This window comes from Pseudomonas sp. G(2018), from assembly GCF_005502415.1.
Classification (GTDB): domain Bacteria; phylum Pseudomonadota; class Gammaproteobacteria; order Pseudomonadales; family Pseudomonadaceae; genus Aquipseudomonas.
Window position 1 is genome coordinate 122663 of the sequence record NZ_SCOO01000007.1, and the last position, 18797, is coordinate 141459.

Annotated in this window: 19 protein-coding genes; 6 read left to right on the forward strand and 13 right to left on the reverse strand. The window is 58.7% G+C overall.

Annotated features, from left to right (window positions below; all coding sequences use genetic code 11):
- Positions 1-10: 10 nt before the first annotated feature.
- The 9 genes from FFS64_RS09575 to FFS64_RS09615 all read right to left on the reverse strand — a co-directional run bounded on the left by FFS64_RS09575 (position 11) and on the right by FFS64_RS09615 (position 9743).
- On the reverse strand, positions 11-1339 hold the full coding sequence (locus FFS64_RS09575) for an MFS transporter (RefSeq protein WP_137805167.1): 1329 nt from the start codon (positions 1337-1339) through the stop codon (positions 11-13).
- Positions 1340-1509: 170 nt separating this feature from the next.
- Complete coding sequence (locus tag FFS64_RS09580; RefSeq protein WP_137805168.1) at positions 1510-2829, reverse strand: FAD-binding oxidoreductase; 1320 nt, start codon at positions 2827-2829, stop codon at positions 1510-1512.
- A 107-nt stretch (positions 2830-2936) separates the two neighbouring features.
- Entirely contained in the window at positions 2937-3659 is a 723-nt protein-coding gene (locus tag FFS64_RS09585; protein WP_095195229.1) for a GntR family transcriptional regulator, read from the reverse strand.
- 300 nt (positions 3660-3959) lie between these two features.
- Positions 3960-4970 (reverse strand): GlxA family transcriptional regulator, encoded by a 1011-nt coding sequence (locus FFS64_RS09590; RefSeq protein WP_171017073.1) that lies wholly within the window; start codon positions 4968-4970, stop codon positions 3960-3962.
- Between the two features lie 165 nt (positions 4971-5135).
- Positions 5136-5987, reverse strand: coding sequence for a proline/glycine betaine ABC transporter permease (locus tag FFS64_RS09595; protein WP_095195227.1), 852 nt, complete (start codon positions 5985-5987; stop codon positions 5136-5138).
- Complete coding sequence (locus FFS64_RS09600) at positions 5984-6832, reverse strand: proline/glycine betaine ABC transporter permease (RefSeq protein WP_137805169.1); 849 nt, start codon at positions 6830-6832, stop codon at positions 5984-5986. The genes FFS64_RS09595 and FFS64_RS09600 overlap by 4 nt, the downstream gene beginning before the upstream one ends.
- Entirely contained in the window at positions 6829-7947 is a 1119-nt protein-coding gene (locus FFS64_RS09605; RefSeq protein ID WP_137805170.1) for a glycine betaine/L-proline ABC transporter ATP-binding protein, read from the reverse strand. The genes FFS64_RS09600 and FFS64_RS09605 overlap by 4 nt, the downstream gene beginning before the upstream one ends.
- Positions 7948-8020: 73 nt before the next feature.
- Complete coding sequence (locus FFS64_RS09610; protein WP_095195224.1) at positions 8021-8872, reverse strand: glycine betaine ABC transporter substrate-binding protein; 852 nt, start codon at positions 8870-8872, stop codon at positions 8021-8023.
- 184 nt (positions 8873-9056) lie between these two features.
- Positions 9057-9743 (reverse strand): GntR family transcriptional regulator, encoded by a 687-nt coding sequence (locus FFS64_RS09615; protein ID WP_137805171.1) that lies wholly within the window; start codon positions 9741-9743, stop codon positions 9057-9059.
- Positions 9744-10191: 448 nt separating this feature from the next.
- Here FFS64_RS09615 and leuC point away from each other — a divergent pair, with 448 nt between their 5' ends.
- The gene (leuC, locus tag FFS64_RS09620) at positions 10192-11613 is read left to right on the forward strand and encodes a 3-isopropylmalate dehydratase large subunit (protein WP_137805172.1); all 1422 of its coding nucleotides are present in this window, start codon (positions 10192-10194) and stop codon (positions 11611-11613) included.
- A gap of 3 nt (positions 11614-11616) precedes the next feature.
- The gene (gene leuD, locus FFS64_RS09625) at positions 11617-12225 is read left to right on the forward strand and encodes a 3-isopropylmalate dehydratase small subunit (protein WP_137805173.1); all 609 of its coding nucleotides are present in this window, start codon (positions 11617-11619) and stop codon (positions 12223-12225) included.
- Positions 12226-12341: 116 nt separating this feature from the next.
- On the opposite strand, the gene FFS64_RS09635 is transcribed toward leuD, so the two are convergent.
- The gene (locus tag FFS64_RS09635) at positions 12342-13259 is read right to left on the reverse strand and encodes a LysR substrate-binding domain-containing protein (RefSeq protein ID WP_137805175.1); all 918 of its coding nucleotides are present in this window, start codon (positions 13257-13259) and stop codon (positions 12342-12344) included.
- 121 nt (positions 13260-13380) lie between these two features.
- On the opposite strand from FFS64_RS09635, the gene FFS64_RS09640 reads away from it, so the two are divergent.
- Positions 13381-14727, forward strand: coding sequence for a 2-hydroxycarboxylate transporter family protein (locus FFS64_RS09640; RefSeq protein ID WP_137805176.1), 1347 nt, complete (start codon positions 13381-13383; stop codon positions 14725-14727).
- Between the two features lie 85 nt (positions 14728-14812).
- Here FFS64_RS09640 and FFS64_RS09645 read toward each other — a convergent pair whose 3' ends face one another.
- The 3 genes from FFS64_RS09645 to FFS64_RS09655 all read right to left on the reverse strand — a co-directional run bounded on the left by FFS64_RS09645 (position 14813) and on the right by FFS64_RS09655 (position 17375).
- A complete protein-coding gene (locus FFS64_RS09645) occupies positions 14813-15445 on the reverse strand; it encodes a PQQ-binding-like beta-propeller repeat protein (protein ID WP_137805177.1) in 633 nt (210 codons plus the stop codon).
- A 36-nt stretch (positions 15446-15481) separates the two neighbouring features.
- A complete protein-coding gene (locus FFS64_RS09650) occupies positions 15482-16702 on the reverse strand; it encodes a helix-turn-helix domain-containing protein (RefSeq protein ID WP_137805178.1) in 1221 nt (406 codons plus the stop codon).
- A 118-nt stretch (positions 16703-16820) separates the two neighbouring features.
- Entirely contained in the window at positions 16821-17375 is a 555-nt protein-coding gene (locus FFS64_RS09655; protein ID WP_137805179.1) for a MarR family winged helix-turn-helix transcriptional regulator, read from the reverse strand.
- A 134-nt stretch (positions 17376-17509) separates the two neighbouring features.
- Between FFS64_RS09655 and FFS64_RS09660 the strand changes: the two genes are divergently transcribed.
- From FFS64_RS09660 to FFS64_RS09670, 3 genes are read left to right on the forward strand one after another with little or no spacing between them, the layout of a single operon-like run.
- Positions 17510-18250 (forward strand): hypothetical protein, encoded by a 741-nt coding sequence (locus tag FFS64_RS09660; RefSeq protein ID WP_137805180.1) that lies wholly within the window; start codon positions 17510-17512, stop codon positions 18248-18250.
- Positions 18250-18510, forward strand: coding sequence for a DUF2024 family protein (locus tag FFS64_RS09665; RefSeq protein WP_137805294.1), 261 nt, complete (start codon positions 18250-18252; stop codon positions 18508-18510). Before FFS64_RS09660 ends, FFS64_RS09665 begins: the two co-directional genes overlap by 1 nt.
- Positions 18511-18514: 4 nt before the next feature.
- Entirely contained in the window at positions 18515-18793 is a 279-nt protein-coding gene (locus FFS64_RS09670) for a Rho-binding antiterminator (RefSeq protein WP_137805181.1), read from the forward strand.
- Positions 18794-18797: the final 4 nt, after the last annotated feature.

The window sequence follows — 18797 nt, forward strand, 5'->3', positions numbered from 1 at the left end:
AGGGATGTTTTCAACTCAGTGCCGCCGCATCGCGCAAGTTCAGCGAACGTGTTTCAGGTGCCATGGCCCAGGCCGCCGTCAACCCGATAAAGGTGACGCCTGCTGCCACGTACATGGTGTTGCCGATACCCAGTGTTTGCAGTGAAACCGGCACCAGGTAAGTACCGACCGCCGCCCCGACACGGGACAGCGAAGTGCCGATGCCGACGGCAAAGGCGCGGATTTCCGTAGGGAATAGTTCGTTCGGATAAACCAGTTGCAGCACCTGCGCGCCACCGATAAACACCGCGTAGGCACCGAACAGAAAGAGCACGAGTAATTCGTTGCCGTTGGAAAACATTGCCAACAGCAACAACGAAACACCCGACCAGAGAAAACTATGGATCAACATGCTGCGCCGACCGATGGTATTGATCAGCCTGGTTGCAAGTACACAACCGACGACAAACAACAACGTAATGGCCATGGAGCCATAGGAAGCCCACTCGCCTTTCAGATTGAGTGCCAACAAAACTTTGGGCGCGAAGGCATAAACAGCGAATACCGGAATAATCGAACACGACCAGAATACAGAGACAAAGAACAAGCGCTTGCCATAACCGGAATGCAGCAAGTCACTGAAAGTCATCTTCTTTTCATCGGGCTGTTCGGGCAGGTCCCGCAGTGAATAATGCGAGCCATACACCTGCTTGATCACCCGCTCGGCCTCGCTATCACGCCCCTTGCTCAACAACCAGCGCGCGGATTCCGGTGTGCCAACGCGCAGCAACAGCAACACCGCGCCGATGACCGATGCACTCGCCAGTGCATAACGCCAGGCATCGTCGCCCCCCGCATTGAGGATGGCGTTACCCACTGCGTAAGCAAATGCCGCACCGGCAAACCACAGAATGGTCAATGCCGCGAGTCGCGGGCCACGTTGTTTCTTGGGCAGGAACTCCACCAGCAACGACGTGGCCACTGGATATTCGATGCCCACGGCCAAACCGATGATGAACCTTAAGGCAAACAACGCCGCTGCCGACTCCACCCAGAATTGCGCCAGCGAACAAATGATGAACAGTGAAGGGCCGATAAAATAAACGGTCTTGCGGCCCAGCTTGTCCGTCAGCCAACCCCCGATAAAACCGCCAAAAAATACCCCCATCAAGGCCGATGCCGCGATCATGCCCTGCCAGAATTCACTCAGGTTCAGCGCCGACGTCACTTGCAACATGGCGATGCCGATAATGCTCAACACATAACCGTCGACAAACGACCCGCCTCCCGAACGGGCCGTTAACAATCGGTGGAAGTTATTGAGAGGAACATCCTCAATGGATGTATTAGGACTTGTCATTATTATCTCCTACTACGCCTCGGTCATTCGAAGGGCTGAAAGACCTGAAATCCAGGTGAACGAACGCCGTCTCGATCAGAAACAGTCAGCCGCCATGGACGCGCCAATAGCACTAACAACTTCCAATCAATCGTTTAAATTCGAACTTTTCTAACTAACGTGTTACTTGATCAGCTTTCCTTTCCTGCGCGGCACTGACCCCATAGAAGGTTCATGTTCACTCCTGCGGACAGTATCGGTTCAGGTGGATTTCTGTTCGGTCCCGGGGAGGACAACAGAAAGTCGATCAGGTGATTGCTTTTGCCCGCCAACCAATCGGCCAACAGTGTGCCTGTCACCGTGCCCCGCGTGACGCCGAGTCCGTTGCAGCACAGTGCGCCGTAGACGTTGTTGCTCAACTGGCCGAAGTGCGCCATGTGATTCCTCGACATGGCCAGCGAGCCACCCCAGGTGTACTCGAAATCAACCTCCGGGAGCATGGGGAATCGGCGCTCGAACGATTCCTTGTGTCGCTGATGGAACCGCTGCAGGTACTTGGGATGGCTGCGCCCATCGGCATTGAAGCTGAAGCTGTTGCGCACCAACAGGCGATCATCCATGGTCCGGCGCAGCGTGGTGCCGAAAGGGTCGGCGGGTATCACGCCCCAATAAGGCCGACCACCCAGACGTGCCTGCTCTTGCTCCGTCAACGGCCGGGTCAGGCTCGCGTAGGTGAAGATGGGCAACATGCGCCCTTTCAAGAAGCCGAAACTCATGGCGAACGCGTTGTTGGTCAGCAGTAATTTGTCAGCAACGATACGGCCGAACTGATGGGTGAGGATGGTCTTGTCGCCATACTCCACTTCGGTAATCGGGGTGTTTTCGTAAAGCGTCACGTTGCTCGGCAGACTGTCGGCCAGGCCTTTTACCAGGGCAGCCGGCTGTACCAGTGCAGTGCCAGGGGTAAACAACGCCTTTCGATAGAAGCCGGTGCCGATGTGCTTGGGCAAGTCCTTCTCTTCGATCATCTCGTAAGGTTGACCGAGCTTGTCCAAACCACGGCGATAGGCATCCAGTACCGCAATGCCCCGGTCTTCAATGGCCGCCTGGTACTTGCCGCACAGGCTGAACTGACACTGGATGCCGTGCTTCTCCACCAGACTCTTCAAGATCGATTGCCCGGTCAGGTTCAACTCCATGCTGATCCTGGCGGTCTTGATGTCGCCGATATAGTCATCGGCGCCAATATCGTGTGGCAGGTCAATGGCAAATCCGGCGTTTCTACCGGAAGCGCCATACCCGACCTCCTGTGCCTCGATCAATACGATCTCGTCATCCGGAAAGTTCAGCGCCAGTTGCCGGGCCGCTGCCAGCCCGGTGAACCCGGCACCCACCACCACCCAGCGGGCCGAGCGGATGCCTGAGTGAGACGGACGCGCCACTCTGGGTTGACTCAGGTGGAACCAGCCACAAGTGGAGTCGTCTGCCGGTGTGTATCTGATCTTTGCCATTTTCGCGACCTGGGTTCTTTTATAGTTGTGAGTACTAAAAGCTTCCCTTCTGCACGATCTCATCACGGTGTAAGTGGTGGTTATGCCAGTGCAACCGGTACTGCTTGTTAGAAGGTAAGTGCCACTTCCAGCCCTTCGGGCGCGGCGTATTCGGACATCCGTCGACGGGACAGCTCCAGATGCGCGCGCACGATATCCCCGGCCAGAACCGGGTCATGGTTTTCAATGGCACTGATCATTTCGTCATGCTGCCCCGCCGCCACTTCCAGGTCTTCCTGCATGTCGGCGGTGGTCGGGTGGCGATAGAAAATCTTGCCCAGCCGCGCATGGTCGATCAGCAGGCGCTGCAGGCTCGGCATCAGGTAGGCGTTGTGCGCCATCTTGCCGATCTGCAGGTGGAATTCGTCGTTGTAGAGCACGCGCTTCTCGACATCTTTTTCTTCGATGGCTGTGCGGAACAGTGCCTGGATGCGTTTGAGCTCGACAAGCTCGGCAGCCGTGGCGTGGGTCGCGGCCAGTTGAGTGGTGGCGATGTAGATCAGCGGTGCGGCAAGGAAAAAGCTGCGCAGCGATTGATAGTTCATCGACGAAACCCGCGCGGCGCGGTTCGCTTCCAGATCGATGTAACCCTCGGCTGCCATCTGCCGCATGAGCTCACGCACCGGTGGCCGAGACAGCCCGAACTCATCGCACAAGGCCAGTTCATCCACCACTGCGCCAGGTGCCAGTTCCATGCTCAGGATCCGCCGCCGCAGCGCTTCACCCAACACAGCTTTACGGTCAACAGGCAGATCGGTGGAAGCCTGCAGATCGAGTTCTTTTATGGCCATCTTCAGAAACCTTCGTACGGGTGAGTGAGCATTGTCTACTACCTGTATTCTCACTATAAAACAACGTTATTCTTTGTGTCTACAATTAAAATACACAAAAGAAACAGGAGCCAATGGCAGGTGATGGGTGGTAGCTAGGGAGTGGTTTTCCAGGTGAGTCGTGAGGCGAGCCGGGGCTGTAAACGTGTACATTTGTAATGGGTATGGCTTGCCCGCGAAGGCGCCCTCAAGATCGCCTAGGCGGGCAACTCGGATCGCCGCCCGCTCGCTCCTACGCGATGTCCCAACCAGGTCGGAAGGTCATTTGACCAACCGCGTTTCCTTCGACGGCCGATAACCGAAATACGAGCTGTAGCACTTGCTGAAGTGGCTGGGCGAAACGAAACCACAAGCCACCGATACTTCGACGATGGTCAACGAGGTGTGCTGCAGCAAACGACGCGCCTCGGTGATGCGCAAGTCCATGTAATAGCGCTGTGGCGTGGTGCCCAGTTGTTCCTTGAACAGCCGCTCGATCTGTCGCCGGGAGCGGCCCGCGTATTCACAGAGCGCTTCCATCTCCAGCGGTTCTTCGAGGTTGGCGTCCATCAGGTTGACCACCTCGCGCAACGGGCCGCAGACCGAAGCGTTCAACGAGGGTTTGATGCGCCGGTAACGGGAAGCCTCGAACGCGAGTATGTCTTCGATGCCGTCGGTCAACGCTTTGTCATGCAGGCCCCTGATCCACTCCAGCGCCATATAGAAGGTGCCGTTTGGACTCGAGGCGGTCAGACGGTCACGGTCCACCACGTAGGCTTCGCTGGTGACTTGCGTCAGCTTGGCGATTTCCGCCAGTGCCGGGCGATGTTCGGGGTGAATCGCGCAGCGATAACCGTCCAGCAATCCCGCGCGCCCGAGAAACCAGGCGCCGTTCCAGATTCCCGCCAGGGTCACACCCAGTTCGGCCGCTCCGTGCAAGAGGTTGATCAACGCCTCGTCAGCCTTGAGCGCGGTGCGATAACCGCCACACACCACCAGCAAATCCAGGGCCTGGATTTCGGCGTGACTGAGACAGGCATCGGGGCGAATCACCAACCCCAGATCGCTGATCACTTCCCCCTCGGTCAAGCCGAAGGTTTTCGTTGAAAACAACTCAGGTCGCAGCAAATTGGCGGTGATGACTGTATCGAGCGCCTGGGTGAACGCCGGCAACGAAAAATGCTCCAGCAACAGGAATCCTGCCCGCGCCCGGACCGACTGCCCTTCATGCTCATTGAGGTAGCGCAGGTTCTTGCCCTTCATGCCACCGCTGAACTGACGTCGCTCTACCAACGCACGCCTCGCTTCGTCGTGTTGACGAACATGTGAATTAACGCCTTGATACCTGATACTCCTGAGCAGGCTCGGTGAGAGGCCTGTTTACGCAAATTGAACGCCGCAGGCAATAGGCATACATCCTGTGGGAGCGAGCCTGCTCGCTCCCACAGGGATTGGGTCTTAAACCATCTGGCGTGGGGAGTGACGCTGCAAGGCGCCGCGTGACAAGCGATCGAGCAGCAAGGCAACCGCAACGATCGCCAGACCGGCGCGTAGTCCCAGGCCCATTTCCATTCGGGTCAGGCCACGGGTGACTTCCGCGCCCAGACCGCCGGCACCCACCAGCCCCGCCAACACCACCATCGCCAGCGACAGCAAGATGCATTGGTTCAGTCCGACCAGCAGCGTCGGTGCTGCGGTGGGCAATTCGATCTTGAACAGAATCGACCGCGGAGAAGCACCCAGCGCCTGGCCGAGTTCCAGCAGATCCTTGGGCAATTGTTTGAACGCCAGGGTCGTCAGCCGCAGCATCGGCGGGATGCCATACACGATGGTTGCGATGATGGCCGGTACGCGACCGAGGCTGAACAGCATCACTGCCGGGATCAGGTAGACCCATGGTGGCACGGTTTGCATCACGTTGAGAATCGGCAGAAACGCCGCATCGACGCGCTTGACCCGTGCCGCCAGCACGCCAAGGGGGAAGGCAATTGATACCGAGATCAGCACCGACACCGAGACCAGGGCAATGGTCTGCATCGACGCCACCCACAGCCCCGAGAACAGACAGAAGGCCAACATCAGCCCGGCAAAAATCGCCACCCGCAGATTGGCGAAAATGAACGCCAGAACCACCACCACTGCGATCGACACATAAGGCGACGGCGCCAGCAATGCGCTTTCAATACCGCCCAGGCTGGTTTCGATCACTTTACTGATCAGCACGAACAGACCGTGCAGATTGGCATTCATCCAATCGATGGCCGGGGCGAGAAACGCACCGGGCGAGAAACGCAGATCGAGGAGGCTCATTGGCTGTCTCCCATCCGCGACCGCGCCGCACTCTGTGCGAGCCGATCGAGGATCATGGTCAGAATCACGATGGCAATCGCCGCGTTGATCGACTTGGCAATATCCAGCGTTCGCACGGCACCGTAGATCGATTCACCGAGACCGCCGGAGCCGACAATCCCGGCGATCACCACCATGCCGAAGGCCATCATCAGGCTCTGGTTGACCCCGGCCATGATGCTGGGCATGGCGAACGGCAGGCGAATCTTGAAGAACATCTGCAACCCGGTGACCCCGCTGGCCTCGCCCAACTCGATGAACTCCTTGGGCGTCATGCGAATACCCAGGGAGGTCAGGCGCAGCGCGGGTGGCACCGCCACAATAAAGGTCGCGAGCAATGCCGTGGCCGGGCCGTAGCCGAGCAATGCAATGGCCGGCAGCAAGTAGATGTAGGGCGGCATGGTCTGGACCAGGTCGAGACAGGGATCGACCACGCGATCGAATACCGGTGCCAGGCCCGCCAACACGCCCAAAGGCACCGCGACCATCAAGGCCAGCACCGTGGCCGTGAGTACCAATGCCAGCGTACTCACCGTCTCCGGCCACAGGCCGATCATGGCGCAGGCGAGCAAGGCCAGGGCCGACAGTACGGCAAAGCGAAGCCCCACCATGCGCCAGCCGATCAGGCCGAAGAGAATCGCGATCACGTAATACGGTGGGTAGGCCAGGCACCACAACACGCCTTTGAAAATACCTTCCAATACCGTATTGAAGGTCTCGAATACGAACTCGCCGTTCTCGGAAAGCCACTCCAGGCTGGAGTCGACAGCCGAGTCGAATTGCGAGGAAAAATCGGGCGTACTCATGTCGACGCCTCCAGGACGGTGGCCGCGTGTTCCGCCGCGACTTCATTCGGCAGACCCTGCACGCCTCGCAGCAGATCGCGGGGGGTGATCACACCCACCACCACACCGTTTTTCACGACGGTGATGGCTTCAAGGTTGGATTGCGTGGTCAGGCCGATCAGTTCGTCGATATCGGCTTCCGCCGAGGCTTTTGGCAAGCGTGTGAGATCACAGGATGGATTGGCCGCCTGGAACGCCGCCACCGGGGTCATGACCGAATGGGCCTTGACCAGGTGCAAGCGGGAAATGCCGGCCACAAACTCGGCCACATAGTCATCCGCCGGATTGAGGACAATCTCTTCGGCGGTGCCGACCTGGATGATCACCCCATCTTTCATGATCGCGATGCGATCGCCGATGCGGATTGCCTCCTCCAGATCGTGGGTAATGAACACCGCGGACTTGCCAAGGTCCTTGGTCAACTGGCGGAATTCATCCTGCAACTGCCGACGAATCAGCGGATCCAGCGCACTGAAGGGTTCGTCCATCAGAATGACTTCAGGGTCTGCGGTAATGGCCCGCGCCAGACCGACCCGTTGCTGCATCCCGCCGGACAGTTCACTGGGGTAGCGCGAAGACCAGTCGGTCAAGCCGACCTTGGCCAATGCCCGCTCCGCCACCTGGTAGCGCTCGGCTTTGCCGACGCCCTGCACTTCCAGGCCAAACGCGGTGTTTTCCAGCACCGTGCGATTGGGCAGCAAGGCGACACTCTGGAACACCATGCCGATGTTGCGTGCCCTGACTTCCCGCAGTTTCGCGGGAGACAGTGCGGCAAGGTCATTGCCTTTGACCAGAACCTTGCCGGAACTGGGGGTGATCAGCTTGTTGAGTAGCCTGATGAGGGTGGACTTGCCACTGCCGGACAGTCCCATGATGCAAAAGATCTCGCCACGACGGACCTGGAGACTGACATCAGAGACCCCGACCACGCAGCCATAATCCTGCAGGATCTGGGTTTTACTGAGTCCCTTTTGCACCACAGCATCCATCGCCGCCTTGGCGTTCTGACCGAAGATTTTCCAGACTGACTGACAATCCACGAGCACTTCGTTAGTGTCTATTTTGACCGTATTCATTTTTTTGCCTATTGAACCAGTTTTGCTGGTTTTTCTAATTGATCAAAACTCGGCAGTGGCATAAAAGTGTAGCTTATGGCTTTTTAATATTTTCCCAACGCTTCAACAGGTCAGCATTTTTGGTGGTCCAGTCGTTTACCGCCTGTTCCATGCTTTTCCCGTCTTTAACCTGGCCATTTATGTTGGTGATATCGCCCAGCGGAACATAAACACTGGCAATGACTTCACGGGCATGCGGGTATTCCTGGGTAAAACCCTTATGTCCGATCCAGTAGTAGCCTTGTGGCGGCGGAAATACGCCTTTGGGATCTTTGAGGAACTTCAGATCGAACTTTTGTGCCATCCAGGACGGCTCCCAGACAGTTACCGCCACCCACTCTTTACGATCGACCGCCGACTTCAATGCTGCGGTCATGGCCGCGGTACTGCCTTCAAGCAGTTGCAGCTTGATGCCGTAGTCTTTGACCGCCTTGGTGGCATCACTCATCAGGCCGGAGCCCGGTTCGATACCGATGATTTTCCCGCCGAACTTGTCGGCATTGTCATTGAGCTGTTCCAGGGAGTCGATGTCGACATACTTCGGCACCGCGATCGCTTGGTAGAGGCCGTAGGACACCGGCGACAGTTTTTCCAGGCGGTTTTTGTTCTTGTTCCAGTAATCGTGTGCCGCATAGTCGGTCTGCGACGCCAGTACCTGGATATCGCCTTTGGTCAGCGCCGCGTAGGCGATGCCCCACTCGGAAAACTCGATGACCTTTACGGTATAACCGGAGTCTTCAAGTACTTTTTTGGTAATACCGGTAATGGGCGTCAAATCCTCCCATGACAAAGTACCCACCGTAATGGTCTTTTCTTCCGCGTGAACAGGCAGTATTGCCATGCCCATAAGCGCGACCGCGCAGACTGCCTTAAAAAACTTGTTCATGGCGTTCCTCGATCTTCGATGAAATCTGTTTTTATCAGCCTCTAAACAATAGAAGCCCGTGGTGTGAAACGTTAAGTCCACCATCCGGTTCAGCGTTTATTGCCTGTTAACTCACACTTGAATTGACACTCAATGCAGTCTGCCGCTGGGGCAGAAACTTATATTGATCGGGCCGGGATCAATATTATTTAAATGCAAACGGAAGGTCCGCTTTCATCCCTTGAGGCGCTATAAACATTTCCATGTTTTCGCGAGACAGCTCCCAATGTTCAAACACCAGGTCCACCACCGCGCTCTCGTCACGATTTTCGATAGCGACAATAAATGAATCGTGATGCTCGGCTGAAAGTTCAAGGCGTCGTTCCGTGTCCTCGTCGCGAGGACGGAAAAACGTATGGCCGATACGCGCGTGATCAATCAGCAATCGCTCCAGGCTGGGCTCCAGATACTGGTTGTCGGCCATTTCACCCATGATCGCGTGAAAGCGATTGTTCTCCACCACCATCATCAGCGCATCGCGGGACACCGTCGCAGCGCGGAAACGGCGCTGGGTTTCCTTGAGGTCGACCAGTTGGTGGGCCTTGAAGTTTTGCACCGCCAATCGACCAATCGCCGCGTATACCATCGGCGCGACCAAGAAGAAGTTGCGCAACGTCGAGTGGTTCATCGGAATCACCCGCGCGCCCCGGTTTTCCCGGATATCGATGTAGCCCTCACCGGCCAGGCGCCGGAACACCTCGCGCACCGGGGTCCGTGACAGGCCGTAGCGCTCGCTGATCGCCACCTCGTCCAGCGCCTCGTCAGGGTCCAGCTCCATGGTGAGGATCTGACGCTTGAGGTCGTCGTAAAGAGTGCTCTTGCCGTTTTTCACAAAAGACCTCCAGGGCAGGCAAATCAGCGCTTATGTCATCTTGTTGAAATCAGATTCGCATGGGTTTCGGGTACCGTCAATGCTTTGTATTTTTTATGTATACACAGAAAATACTGTAAGAACACACATGCAAAATCGCTCAAACCTTTGAAAAACAAGAGGTTGTTTTTTGAAGTGGAATTCAGGTGGTCGCTAACAGGAATGTTTTCTGTCGCAAATTGAATGGCCTGTGCGACCGCTATTGGGCCACGCCATAGCAAGGGTTGCCCCAGCGCGACATGTGCAGGAGTGCCAACGCCATATTCACTATCAGATCGAGGCGCTGATTATTCACAAATCGTGCGCAACGCCATTACTTATTGCGTCTTGATGCAAGATCCGCGACGAATACTCTATCCATACCTTAGAACCCCGTGATCTCGCACAAGACCGATAAAGAGCCCATTCCATGACCCGCCCAAGAACGCTCTACCAGAAGCACATCGACAGTCATACCGTTTGCGAACTCGACGACCAGGGCCATGTGCTGTTGTACATCGATCGCCAGGTCGCCAACGAATACACCAGCCCGCAGGCCTTCAGCGGTCTGCGCGAGTCGGGGCGCAGCGTCTGGCGTCCGGGCGCGACGCTGGCCGTGGTCGACCATGTCAACCCCACGTCGCCGACACGCATTGCCACGATGGCGGATGCCGGGGGTGCACGTCAGGTTTCGTACTTCGAAGAGAACTGCCGTGATTTCGGCATCGAGTTGTTCGACGTGCTGGATAAACGCCAAGGGATCGAACATGTGGTGGCCCCGGAACAAGGTTTTATCCTGCCAGGCATGGTCGTCGCTGCCGGCGACAGCCACACCACCACCTACGGCGCCCTGGGTGCGTTCGGGTTTGGTATCGGCACCTCTGAAATCGAACACCTGCTGGCCGCGCAAACCCTGGTCTACAAACGCCTGAAGACGATGCGCGTGACAGTCAACGGCTTGCTCGGCAGCGGGCTGACGTCCAAGGACATCATCATGGCCCTCATCGAAAAAATCGGAGCCTCGGGGGCCACGGGTTATGCGATTGAATTCGCAGGTCCGGCCATCACTGACCTCAGCGTGGAAGCACGCATGACCATTTGCAACATGGCCGTCGAGGCTGGCGCCCGGGGTGCGTTCATGGCGCCGGATGACAAGGTGTTTGCCTATCTGCGAAACAAACCACGCGCGCCCCGGGGCGAATGGTGGGAACAGGCTGTCGCCACATGGAGAGGTCTTCACAGTGATGAAGGCGCCCTGTTCGATCGCGAGGTGACCCTTGATGTCAGTGCCTTGGAGCCCATGGTCACTTGGGGCACCAGCCCCGATCAGGCCGCACCGGTCGGCAGCCATGTCCCGGACCCCGCCCGCCAGCCGGACCTGATCCTGCGCCAGGGCATGCAGCGCGCCCTCGACTACATGGGCCTGAAGCCCGGCATGCCGCTCAGCGATGTGGTGATCAGCCATGCCTTCATCGGTTCCTGCACCAACGCGCGCATCGAGGACCTGCGTGACGTCGCCCGTGTTGTGCGCGGCAAACGCGTGGCCGCTCATGTACGGGCGATGATCGTTCCCGGCTCGACACTGGTTCGCAATCAGGCTGAAAGCGAGGGACTGGCGCAGATCTTCCTCGATGCCGGTTTCGAGTGGCGGCAATCCGGCTGCTCGATGTGCCTGGCCATGAATGACGATGTACTCGCGCCGGGCGACCGCTGCGCATCCAGTACCAATCGCAACTTTGAAGGCCGTCAGGGCGCCGGTGCGCGCACCCACCTGATGAGCCCGGCGATGGTCGCGGCCGCCGCGATCACCGGGCATTTGACCGACGTCCGCTCATTCGCTCTGGAGGCTTGAACCATGCAACCTTTCACTACGGTCAGCGGCAGCGCCGCCCCCCTGCTGGCAGCCAACATCGACACCGATGTGATCATGCCCAAGCAGTTTCTCAAGGGCATCGATCGCCAGGGGCTGGACCGGGGATTGTTCTTCGATCTGCGCTTCCTGCAATCGGGCGAGCCCAATCCTGAGTTCATCCTCAACCAACCCGCCTGGAACGATGCAGCCTTTCTGGTGGTCGGTCCCAACTTTGGCTGCGGCTCCAGTCGCGAGCACGCAGTCTGGGGCCTGAAGCAAGTGGGCATCCGGGCCTTGATCGGCACGAGTTTCGCCGGGATTTTCTATGACAATTGCCAACGCAACGGGGTGTTGGCGATCCAGCTTTCCGAGGCTCAACTGAAGCATATTGCCGAGGTGACCAGCGTCGCAGCGACGGCGCGGATCAGCGTCAATCTGCCGGAGCAAACCATCGCGCTGGCTGACGGCGGCATGATCCCGTTCGAGATTGATCAGCTGCGCAAACAATCACTGCTATCGGGGTTGGATGCCATCGGCTCGACGCTGCAGCGTGCCGAGCAGATTCGCCGTTTTGAGGTGCTACATCTGGCGGACAATCCCTGGTTAGCCTGATGGAAGTACGCTGTACCTGTGGGAGCGAGCCTGCTCGCGAATAGGCTGTATCAGTCGACGTTAATGCCGCCTGATACACCGCTTTCACGAGCAGGTACGCTCCCACGGAGGGCTCTTCATTCAACTGATAAATCACGAAAATACGCTTCCAGAAACTCCACACACACCCGCAACTTCGCCGACTGGCTGAGCCGGGTCGGATAAACCGCCCAGACATTGACGCTCTGGGTGTAATCGTGCAGCACTTGCACCAGCCGCCCCTGCTCCAGCATCGGTTTGACGTCCCACATCGAACGCAGCAGGATCCCGCCGCCGCTCAAGGCCCACTCCAGAACGATCTCACCGCTGTTGGAGGACAGCGGTCCGCTGACACGCACCGATTCCTCTTGCCCATTCCGGGTCAGGTTCCACACGCCAAAAGCATAGTTGCGCTCTTTCAACACCAGGCAATCATGGTCTTTCAAGTCCGCCAGCGAATGTGGCATTCCACGCCGCGCCAGATACTCCGGCGTCGCACACAGCACGCGCCGATTGCTCACCAGCTTGCGACCCAGGTGCTGACCCGGCAGGTCATCGCCGACACGAATCTCCAGGTCGAAGCCCTCTCCAACGATATCCACCACGCGATCGAACACATCGAGGCGAATCTCCAGTTTCGGATAAGTCTGCGACAACTTGCAGATCGCCGGCGCCACATGATTACGGCCAAAACCAAAGCTGCTGCAGATGTGCAACGAGCCCATGGGCTGCTGCCGGGCCTCGGAAATTTCACCGACAAAATCGTCGAAATCACCCAGCAACTTATCGGCCCATACCCGCACCCGCTCGCCGTCGTCGGTCAACGCAATCCGCCGTGTGGTGCGGTGCAACAGCCGGGTCGAGAGCGTCGTTTCCAGCACCGAAATGCGTTTGCTGATGTAGGCCGGCGAGTAGCCCAGCTCTTCAGCGGCGCTGGCGAAGCCATTTTTACGCACCACGGTGAGGAAAACCTTGAGGTCTTCAGGCAAGGGAAATTGATCACGATTCGTGTTCATACGCCTCATACTTACACTGTTTATCACGCTATTTGCGAAGAATACCATCGATCTCAACCCCACACGCGGTTAGCCGTAGTTCCTGAATCCTCGATAAAAACAAACATGAGGAAATAGCGACATGAACAAGTCCTATGAGCAGTCCCTGAAAATCGAAGACGTCCGCGCCGGCGGTTTTCTACAACGCCTGCGCAACCTGTGCGCCTATGAAATAGGCGTCATCCCGCTGCCGGTGTTTCTCGGCATCGCCCTGATCGTTTACCTCTCGGCCCACCTGGGTTACCTGCCCAAGAACATGATCGGCGGCCTCGCGGTGATCATGACCATGGGCGTGTTCTTCGGCCAACTGGGTTCGCGTCTGCCGATCCTCAAGGAAATTGGCGGTGGTGCCATCCTGTGCCTGATGCTGCCATCGATCCTGGTGTTCTATGGCTTCTTCGGGCCGGCGACGATTGACGCGACCAAGATGCTGATGAAGGAAGCCAACTTCCTGTACTTCGTGATCGCCAGCCTGGTGGTCGGCAGCATTCTGGGCATGAGCCGCTTCATCCTGGTCCAGGGCATGCTGCGCATGTTCATCCCGCTGCTGGTGGGCACCCTCGCCGCTGTTGCCAGCGGGCTGATTGTCGGCAAACTGGTGGGCTACAGCTTGCACCACACCTTCTTCTTCATCATCGTGCCGATCATTGGCGGCGGGATTGGCGAAGGGATCCTGCCGTTGTCGTTGGCCTACTCGGCGATCCTCGGCGGCACACCGGACATCTACGTCGCCCAACTGGCCCCCGCCGCCGTGGTCGGTAACATCGCCGCGATCATCTGCGCCGGCTACCTGGCTCGCCTGGCGTTGAAACGCCCCGGCATCAACGGCGAAGGCTCACTGATTCGCGCCAAGGCCGAGAACGACAAATTTCAGGTCAAGGAAGACGCCGGCTCCCCGGTCGACTTCCGAGTAATGGGTGCCGGCGTGCTGGTCATCTGCGCCTTCTTCGTCCTCGGCGGCTTGCTGGAAAAAGTCGTCGGCATCCCCGGCCCGGTCATGATGATCCTCGCCGCCGTGCTGTTTAAGTACGTTCGCGTCCTGCCGGAAAAACTCGAAAAAGGCGCCAACACCTTCTACAAACTGGTGTCCTCGGCCTTCATCTGGCCGGTGATGATTGGCCTGGGCATGCTCTACGTGCCGCTGGACAGCGTGGTGAAAGTGTTCTCGGTGGGGTATGTGCTGGTCTGCGTGTCGGTGGTGGTGTCGATGACAGTGGCGGGCTTCTTCATCGGCAACCTGATGAAGATGTACTCGATCGAATCGGCCATTGTGACCTGCTGCCACAGTGGCCTGGGCGGGACCGGGGATGTGGCGATTCTGTCGGCTTCAAACCGGATGTCGCTGATGCCGTTTGCGCAGATATCAACGCGGATTGGTGGGGCTTCGACGGTGATTCTGGCGACGGTGTTGTTGAAGGCTTTCGCTTGAATCTGTACGGGTAAAAACTGTTTCGACCCATGGTGCTCGCCTTCACGCAGAGCACCATTTTCCATTTGGGTTCAAGGCCGGCGCATTATGTCGGACGACGCACCACCCTCACCCGCCCACTGCTGCCACCGCCACAGAAAAACCGTTCGCCACCGTCGGACTCAAGCCCCGACACACCGATACCGGCCGGCATCTTCAGGCTTTCCAGCACCTCGCCGGTGTTCGAATCGATCCGGCGCAATTCGCTTTCATCCCCTTCCCACGTGCCATGCCACAGCGCGCCCTCGACCCAGGTCACGCCGGTGACAAAGCGGTTGGATTCGAGGGTGCGCAGGATCGCTCCACTCTCGGGGTCGATCTGGTGGATTTTGCGTTCGCGGTACTGCCCGACCCACAACGAGCCTTCAGCCCAGGTCAGGCCCGAATCGTTGCCACCACCGGGAGCCGGAATGGTGGAGAGTACGTGTCCGGTCTGGGGGTCGATTTTCTGGATGCGGTCCTCGGCAATCTGGAACAGATGCTTGCCATCGAAAGCGGTGCCGGCGTGGGCGGCGACGTCGATCGAGCGCAATGTGCGGCCGCTGTCGGGGTCCAGGGCCTGGAGCTTGTCGGTGGCGGCGAACCATACCTGTTGCCCGTCCCAGGTAAGGCCGTGCACGGTTTCGACGCCTTCAAAGGGGCCATACTCGCGGAGAATTTCGGCTGCTGACTGTTTCATTTCACGGTTCCTCGAAAGGGGTGGGTGGCGTTCATCCTAGCCACCGGGCAGCGGAACCGGGAGTAACAAGGTCGTCGCGAAACCGGGTATCGGCGGGGTCAGCCAGCGTCGTGCCCGTCCCTGCCCGAACGACTGCACCTTACCCGCCTCTGCCAAGGTATCGAGCATGCGCTGCGCAGTGCGCTGACTGATACCCAACGCCAGCGACAGCGCCGAGCTCGACCATGCTTCACCGTCGTTGAGCAAGGCGAACAGCGCTGCATGTTTTTCCTCAACCGGTGGTGTGAGCAGCACAACGTCGGCTGAAACCTGTGGGACCAGTGCAAAGCCGCGTTTGGTGGCAATCACACCGGCCAGGGGTTTGAGCGCTGCACGCAGTCGACCGATTTCGACCCGCAACCGGGCGCGATGGGATTCATCGCTGAGCTTCAGGTGAAAGGCCCGGGTGATCAGGATTTCCCGCGGCACTTCGCCCGGCCAGGCTTCGGCCAGTGTTCGCGCGAGGATGAACAGGATCGGCCGCGTCGATAACGACACCGACATGCCCGCGCCACGCACGACGTATCGACAGGCGTCCACCACCAGCGATGTCGAGGCGAGAAGCGCTTCTACTTCGTCGAGCAACAACGTCCGTTCTTCACCCTGGGCCAGCAAGCGTGCGGCGGGGCTGTCGAGCTGTCGAACGGCACTGGCGACTTCCGCCTCCAGCGCGGGGATGGCGGATTGCCGGGCGGCGAGTTCAGCCCTGACGAGGGCGGCACGCGCCGTGTGTGAGTGCAGGTGGCGCATGGCGATCCCCGCCGTCACCAGTTCATGGGTGGCTCGCAGGGGTGGCGGCAGGGTCGCGGGGTCAAGTCGGGTGAGTTTTTCCTGCGCCTCATCAAGCTGCCCGATGAGCACCAGGCGGCGGATGTCCAGATAACGCGCATGGGCAGCGTTGACCCAATCGCCATGAGCCTCCAGCGTGAGTCGTGCAACATCGAGTGCTTTCACGGGCCAGCCAAGGTCCCGGGAAGCCAATGCGATTTCAGCCTCGGCGACAACGCATCGCGCCTGAGCTAACGCCTCTTTCGGCCCGAACGCCCGCACGGCCCGGCGCACCAGCACCTTGGCCCGCACCAGATCCCCCAGTTGCGCCATGGCGATCCCGCGCAGCGCCAGCGCGGGAGCGTCTTCGCGCAAGGCAATGCGGTCAAGCGCGCCGAGGGGATCACCGGCGGCCAGCGCCTGGGCGGCTGCGGTGATCAGCGAGTCCATTGCAGGCTTGCCATGGCGACGCTCCAGGGTCGAATAGTCGTTGTGAGTCTATCTCAGACTTTATGCGCCAGTGCTTGCCCGCGAAGAGGCCATTGAAAACAGCGGAAATCCTTCCTGCTTATGCGGGATCGGGAATCTGATGCTCCCGGCAAATCAACCGGGTTTCCCGTGGCTCCAACGGCTCCTGGGTCAATCCACAAAACGCCCCGCCCGCCACGGTCTGATGGAAACGGCAGGTTCGGCATAAGCCGAAGCCCGGCACGTCTTCACCTTGTTGAATATTCCGGAGCAGCTCCAGCAACAACCCTTCCAGCACCACCGCATCAGCCCCCATGCGCCCGGCGGCGGCCACCAGAAAATCCGGTGGCGTCACGGCGTCCAGCAGCGCCTGGGCGGGTTCGGTCAGCACCAAGTGCACGCTGCGCTTGTCCCGGGCATCCGGCCGCTTGACCAGCAGGCCTTTGCTTTCCAGCGCCTTGAGCGATTGCGACACCGTGCCTTTGGTCAGCCCCAGATATTCGGTCACCGCCAACGGCGTATCGGAGTAGCGATTGCAGCGGCCCAGGTACATCAACGCACTCAGCTGAATCGGCTGCAGGTCCGTCAGTAGCGGGTGCTCGCGAAACCAGACGCGCGTCAGGCTCGACAACCTTTCCAGCAGATCAAACAACACGGGGGCAATTCCTGATTAAAAATGTTGATAGATAGTATCGGATAAAAACCACATTGACAAAAGCGTGCCTTACCGTAGGCTTTGTGGTGTCGACTCGAAACAGTTATTCAACCCATTTTGAAAGGGAGACACCCATGAAAACCGCACTGGCATTGAGCCTTGGCGCCCTGCTGGCTTCACAAGCCTGGGCCCATGACTCGCAAGGCATCCAAAGCGACAAAGGCAAAGCCGACGCAGCGTTCGACCTGGTCAATACCCGCGTCTCCAAGGAAGGCAACGACCTGGTGTTCGAGCAACTGGTCGACGGCAAGGCCGGCAGTCGCGTGCCGACCGCCAAAGGTTCGTTCGCCGGCGCCGAGGTGTACAGCTATGTCTGGCCGACCAGCCTCGACAGTTCTGCCGTCGGCTTTGAAGCCAAGTCCGGCATCCTCGCCCTGGCGCTGACGTCGCACCCGGACTTCGATGACACCCCGCAACTGGATGAAAACAAGGACGGCAAGAAAGACAACGATGGCGGTCTCTGGCACGCCCACTGGGTGGTGCTGACCAAGGATGAAAGCTGCGGGCCTGGCGGTTTGAAAGTCCGCGATATTCCCAAGGATGCCAAGCCCAAATTGCCGGCGACCTGGCCGGGTGCGCCCATCTACATCGACTCCCCCGGCTACGATCTGAGCATCGAGAAAAACGCGGCGAAAATCCGGGTGCCGCTGGCGGCGGTCGGGTTCCCGGAAAGCTTCAATTACGACGGCGTCACCGCTGCACTAAAGGTCAATGCCGACCTGCACAACCCGTTGCTGTGCGTCAGCAGCGTCTATGACATTGCCTCGGGCGATCTGTCGCTGCCGGGCACCTGGAAACTGAAGGAGAGCAAATGATGAGCATCAAGGTCTTCGATACCCACGTACGCACCAAAGACGGCCGCTACCTGCACTTCGATGTGTTGATCGAGGATAACAATCCCGAACTGGCGAAAACCTATGCGCGTCGTTTCCTTGATGAACAAGGCGTTCAGGATCAGGATATTGCCCAGGACCGCTGCCAGTTCTGCCACGTCGAACCGTCCAATCCAGAAGTGGCCGCGGCGATCGCCGAGCAGGGTTACTTCATTCTCAAACTGCAAGGTTGCCGGGAGTAAAGCCATGAACACCTATCAGCCCTTGAACTGCGACCTGCATGACTATCTGGAAATCGCCTGTCTGCGCGGTTACCGACTGGATGTGGAACTGAAGGACGGCGCGCGCTTGCAAGCCAAGGCGCTGACCACCCGAACCGCCAGCAGCAAGGAAGAATTTCTCTGCCTGGAAACGGCTGACGGCCAGCAGGAGGTCCGCCTGGACCAACTGTTGGCCATCACACCGCTGGACGCCAATGCGCAGTTCGGGCGGGTGGTTTTTTCGGATGCTGTCTGCACCTTCTAGCTAC

Bases quoted from the DNA above. Each gene is read 5' to 3' on its own strand.
- FFS64_RS09575 (WP_137805167.1), bottom strand. From the start codon at position 1,339: ATGACAAGTCCTAATACATCCATTGAGGATGTTCCTCTCAATAACTTC.
- FFS64_RS09580 (WP_137805168.1), bottom strand. From the start codon at position 2,829: ATGGCAAAGATCAGATACACACCGGCAGACGACTCCACTTGTGGCTGG.
- FFS64_RS09585 (WP_095195229.1), bottom strand. From the start codon at position 3,659: ATGGCCATAAAAGAACTCGATCTGCAGGCTTCCACCGATCTGCCTGTT.
- FFS64_RS09595 (WP_095195227.1), bottom strand. From the start codon at position 5,987: ATGAGCCTCCTCGATCTGCGTTTCTCGCCCGGTGCGTTTCTCGCCCCG.
- FFS64_RS09600 (WP_137805169.1), bottom strand. From the start codon at position 6,832: ATGAGTACGCCCGATTTTTCCTCGCAATTCGACTCGGCTGTCGACTCC.
- FFS64_RS09605 (WP_137805170.1), bottom strand. From the start codon at position 7,947: ATGAATACGGTCAAAATAGACACTAACGAAGTGCTCGTGGATTGTCAG.
- FFS64_RS09610 (WP_095195224.1), bottom strand. From the start codon at position 8,872: ATGAACAAGTTTTTTAAGGCAGTCTGCGCGGTCGCGCTTATGGGCATG.
- leuC (WP_137805172.1), top strand. From the start codon at position 10,192: ATGACCCGCCCAAGAACGCTCTACCAGAAGCACATCGACAGTCATACC.
- leuD (WP_137805173.1), top strand. From the start codon at position 11,617: ATGCAACCTTTCACTACGGTCAGCGGCAGCGCCGCCCCCCTGCTGGCA.
- FFS64_RS09635 (WP_137805175.1), bottom strand. From the start codon at position 13,259: ATGAACACGAATCGTGATCAATTTCCCTTGCCTGAAGACCTCAAGGTT.
- FFS64_RS09640 (WP_137805176.1), top strand. From the start codon at position 13,381: ATGAACAAGTCCTATGAGCAGTCCCTGAAAATCGAAGACGTCCGCGCC.
- FFS64_RS09645 (WP_137805177.1), bottom strand. From the start codon at position 15,445: ATGAAACAGTCAGCAGCCGAAATTCTCCGCGAGTATGGCCCCTTTGAA.
- FFS64_RS09650 (WP_137805178.1), bottom strand. From the start codon at position 16,702: ATGGACTCGCTGATCACCGCAGCCGCCCAGGCGCTGGCCGCCGGTGAT.
- FFS64_RS09660 (WP_137805180.1), top strand. From the start codon at position 17,510: ATGAAAACCGCACTGGCATTGAGCCTTGGCGCCCTGCTGGCTTCACAA.
- FFS64_RS09665 (WP_137805294.1), top strand. From the start codon at position 18,250: ATGAGCATCAAGGTCTTCGATACCCACGTACGCACCAAAGACGGCCGC.
- FFS64_RS09670 (WP_137805181.1), top strand. From the start codon at position 18,515: ATGAACACCTATCAGCCCTTGAACTGCGACCTGCATGACTATCTGGAA.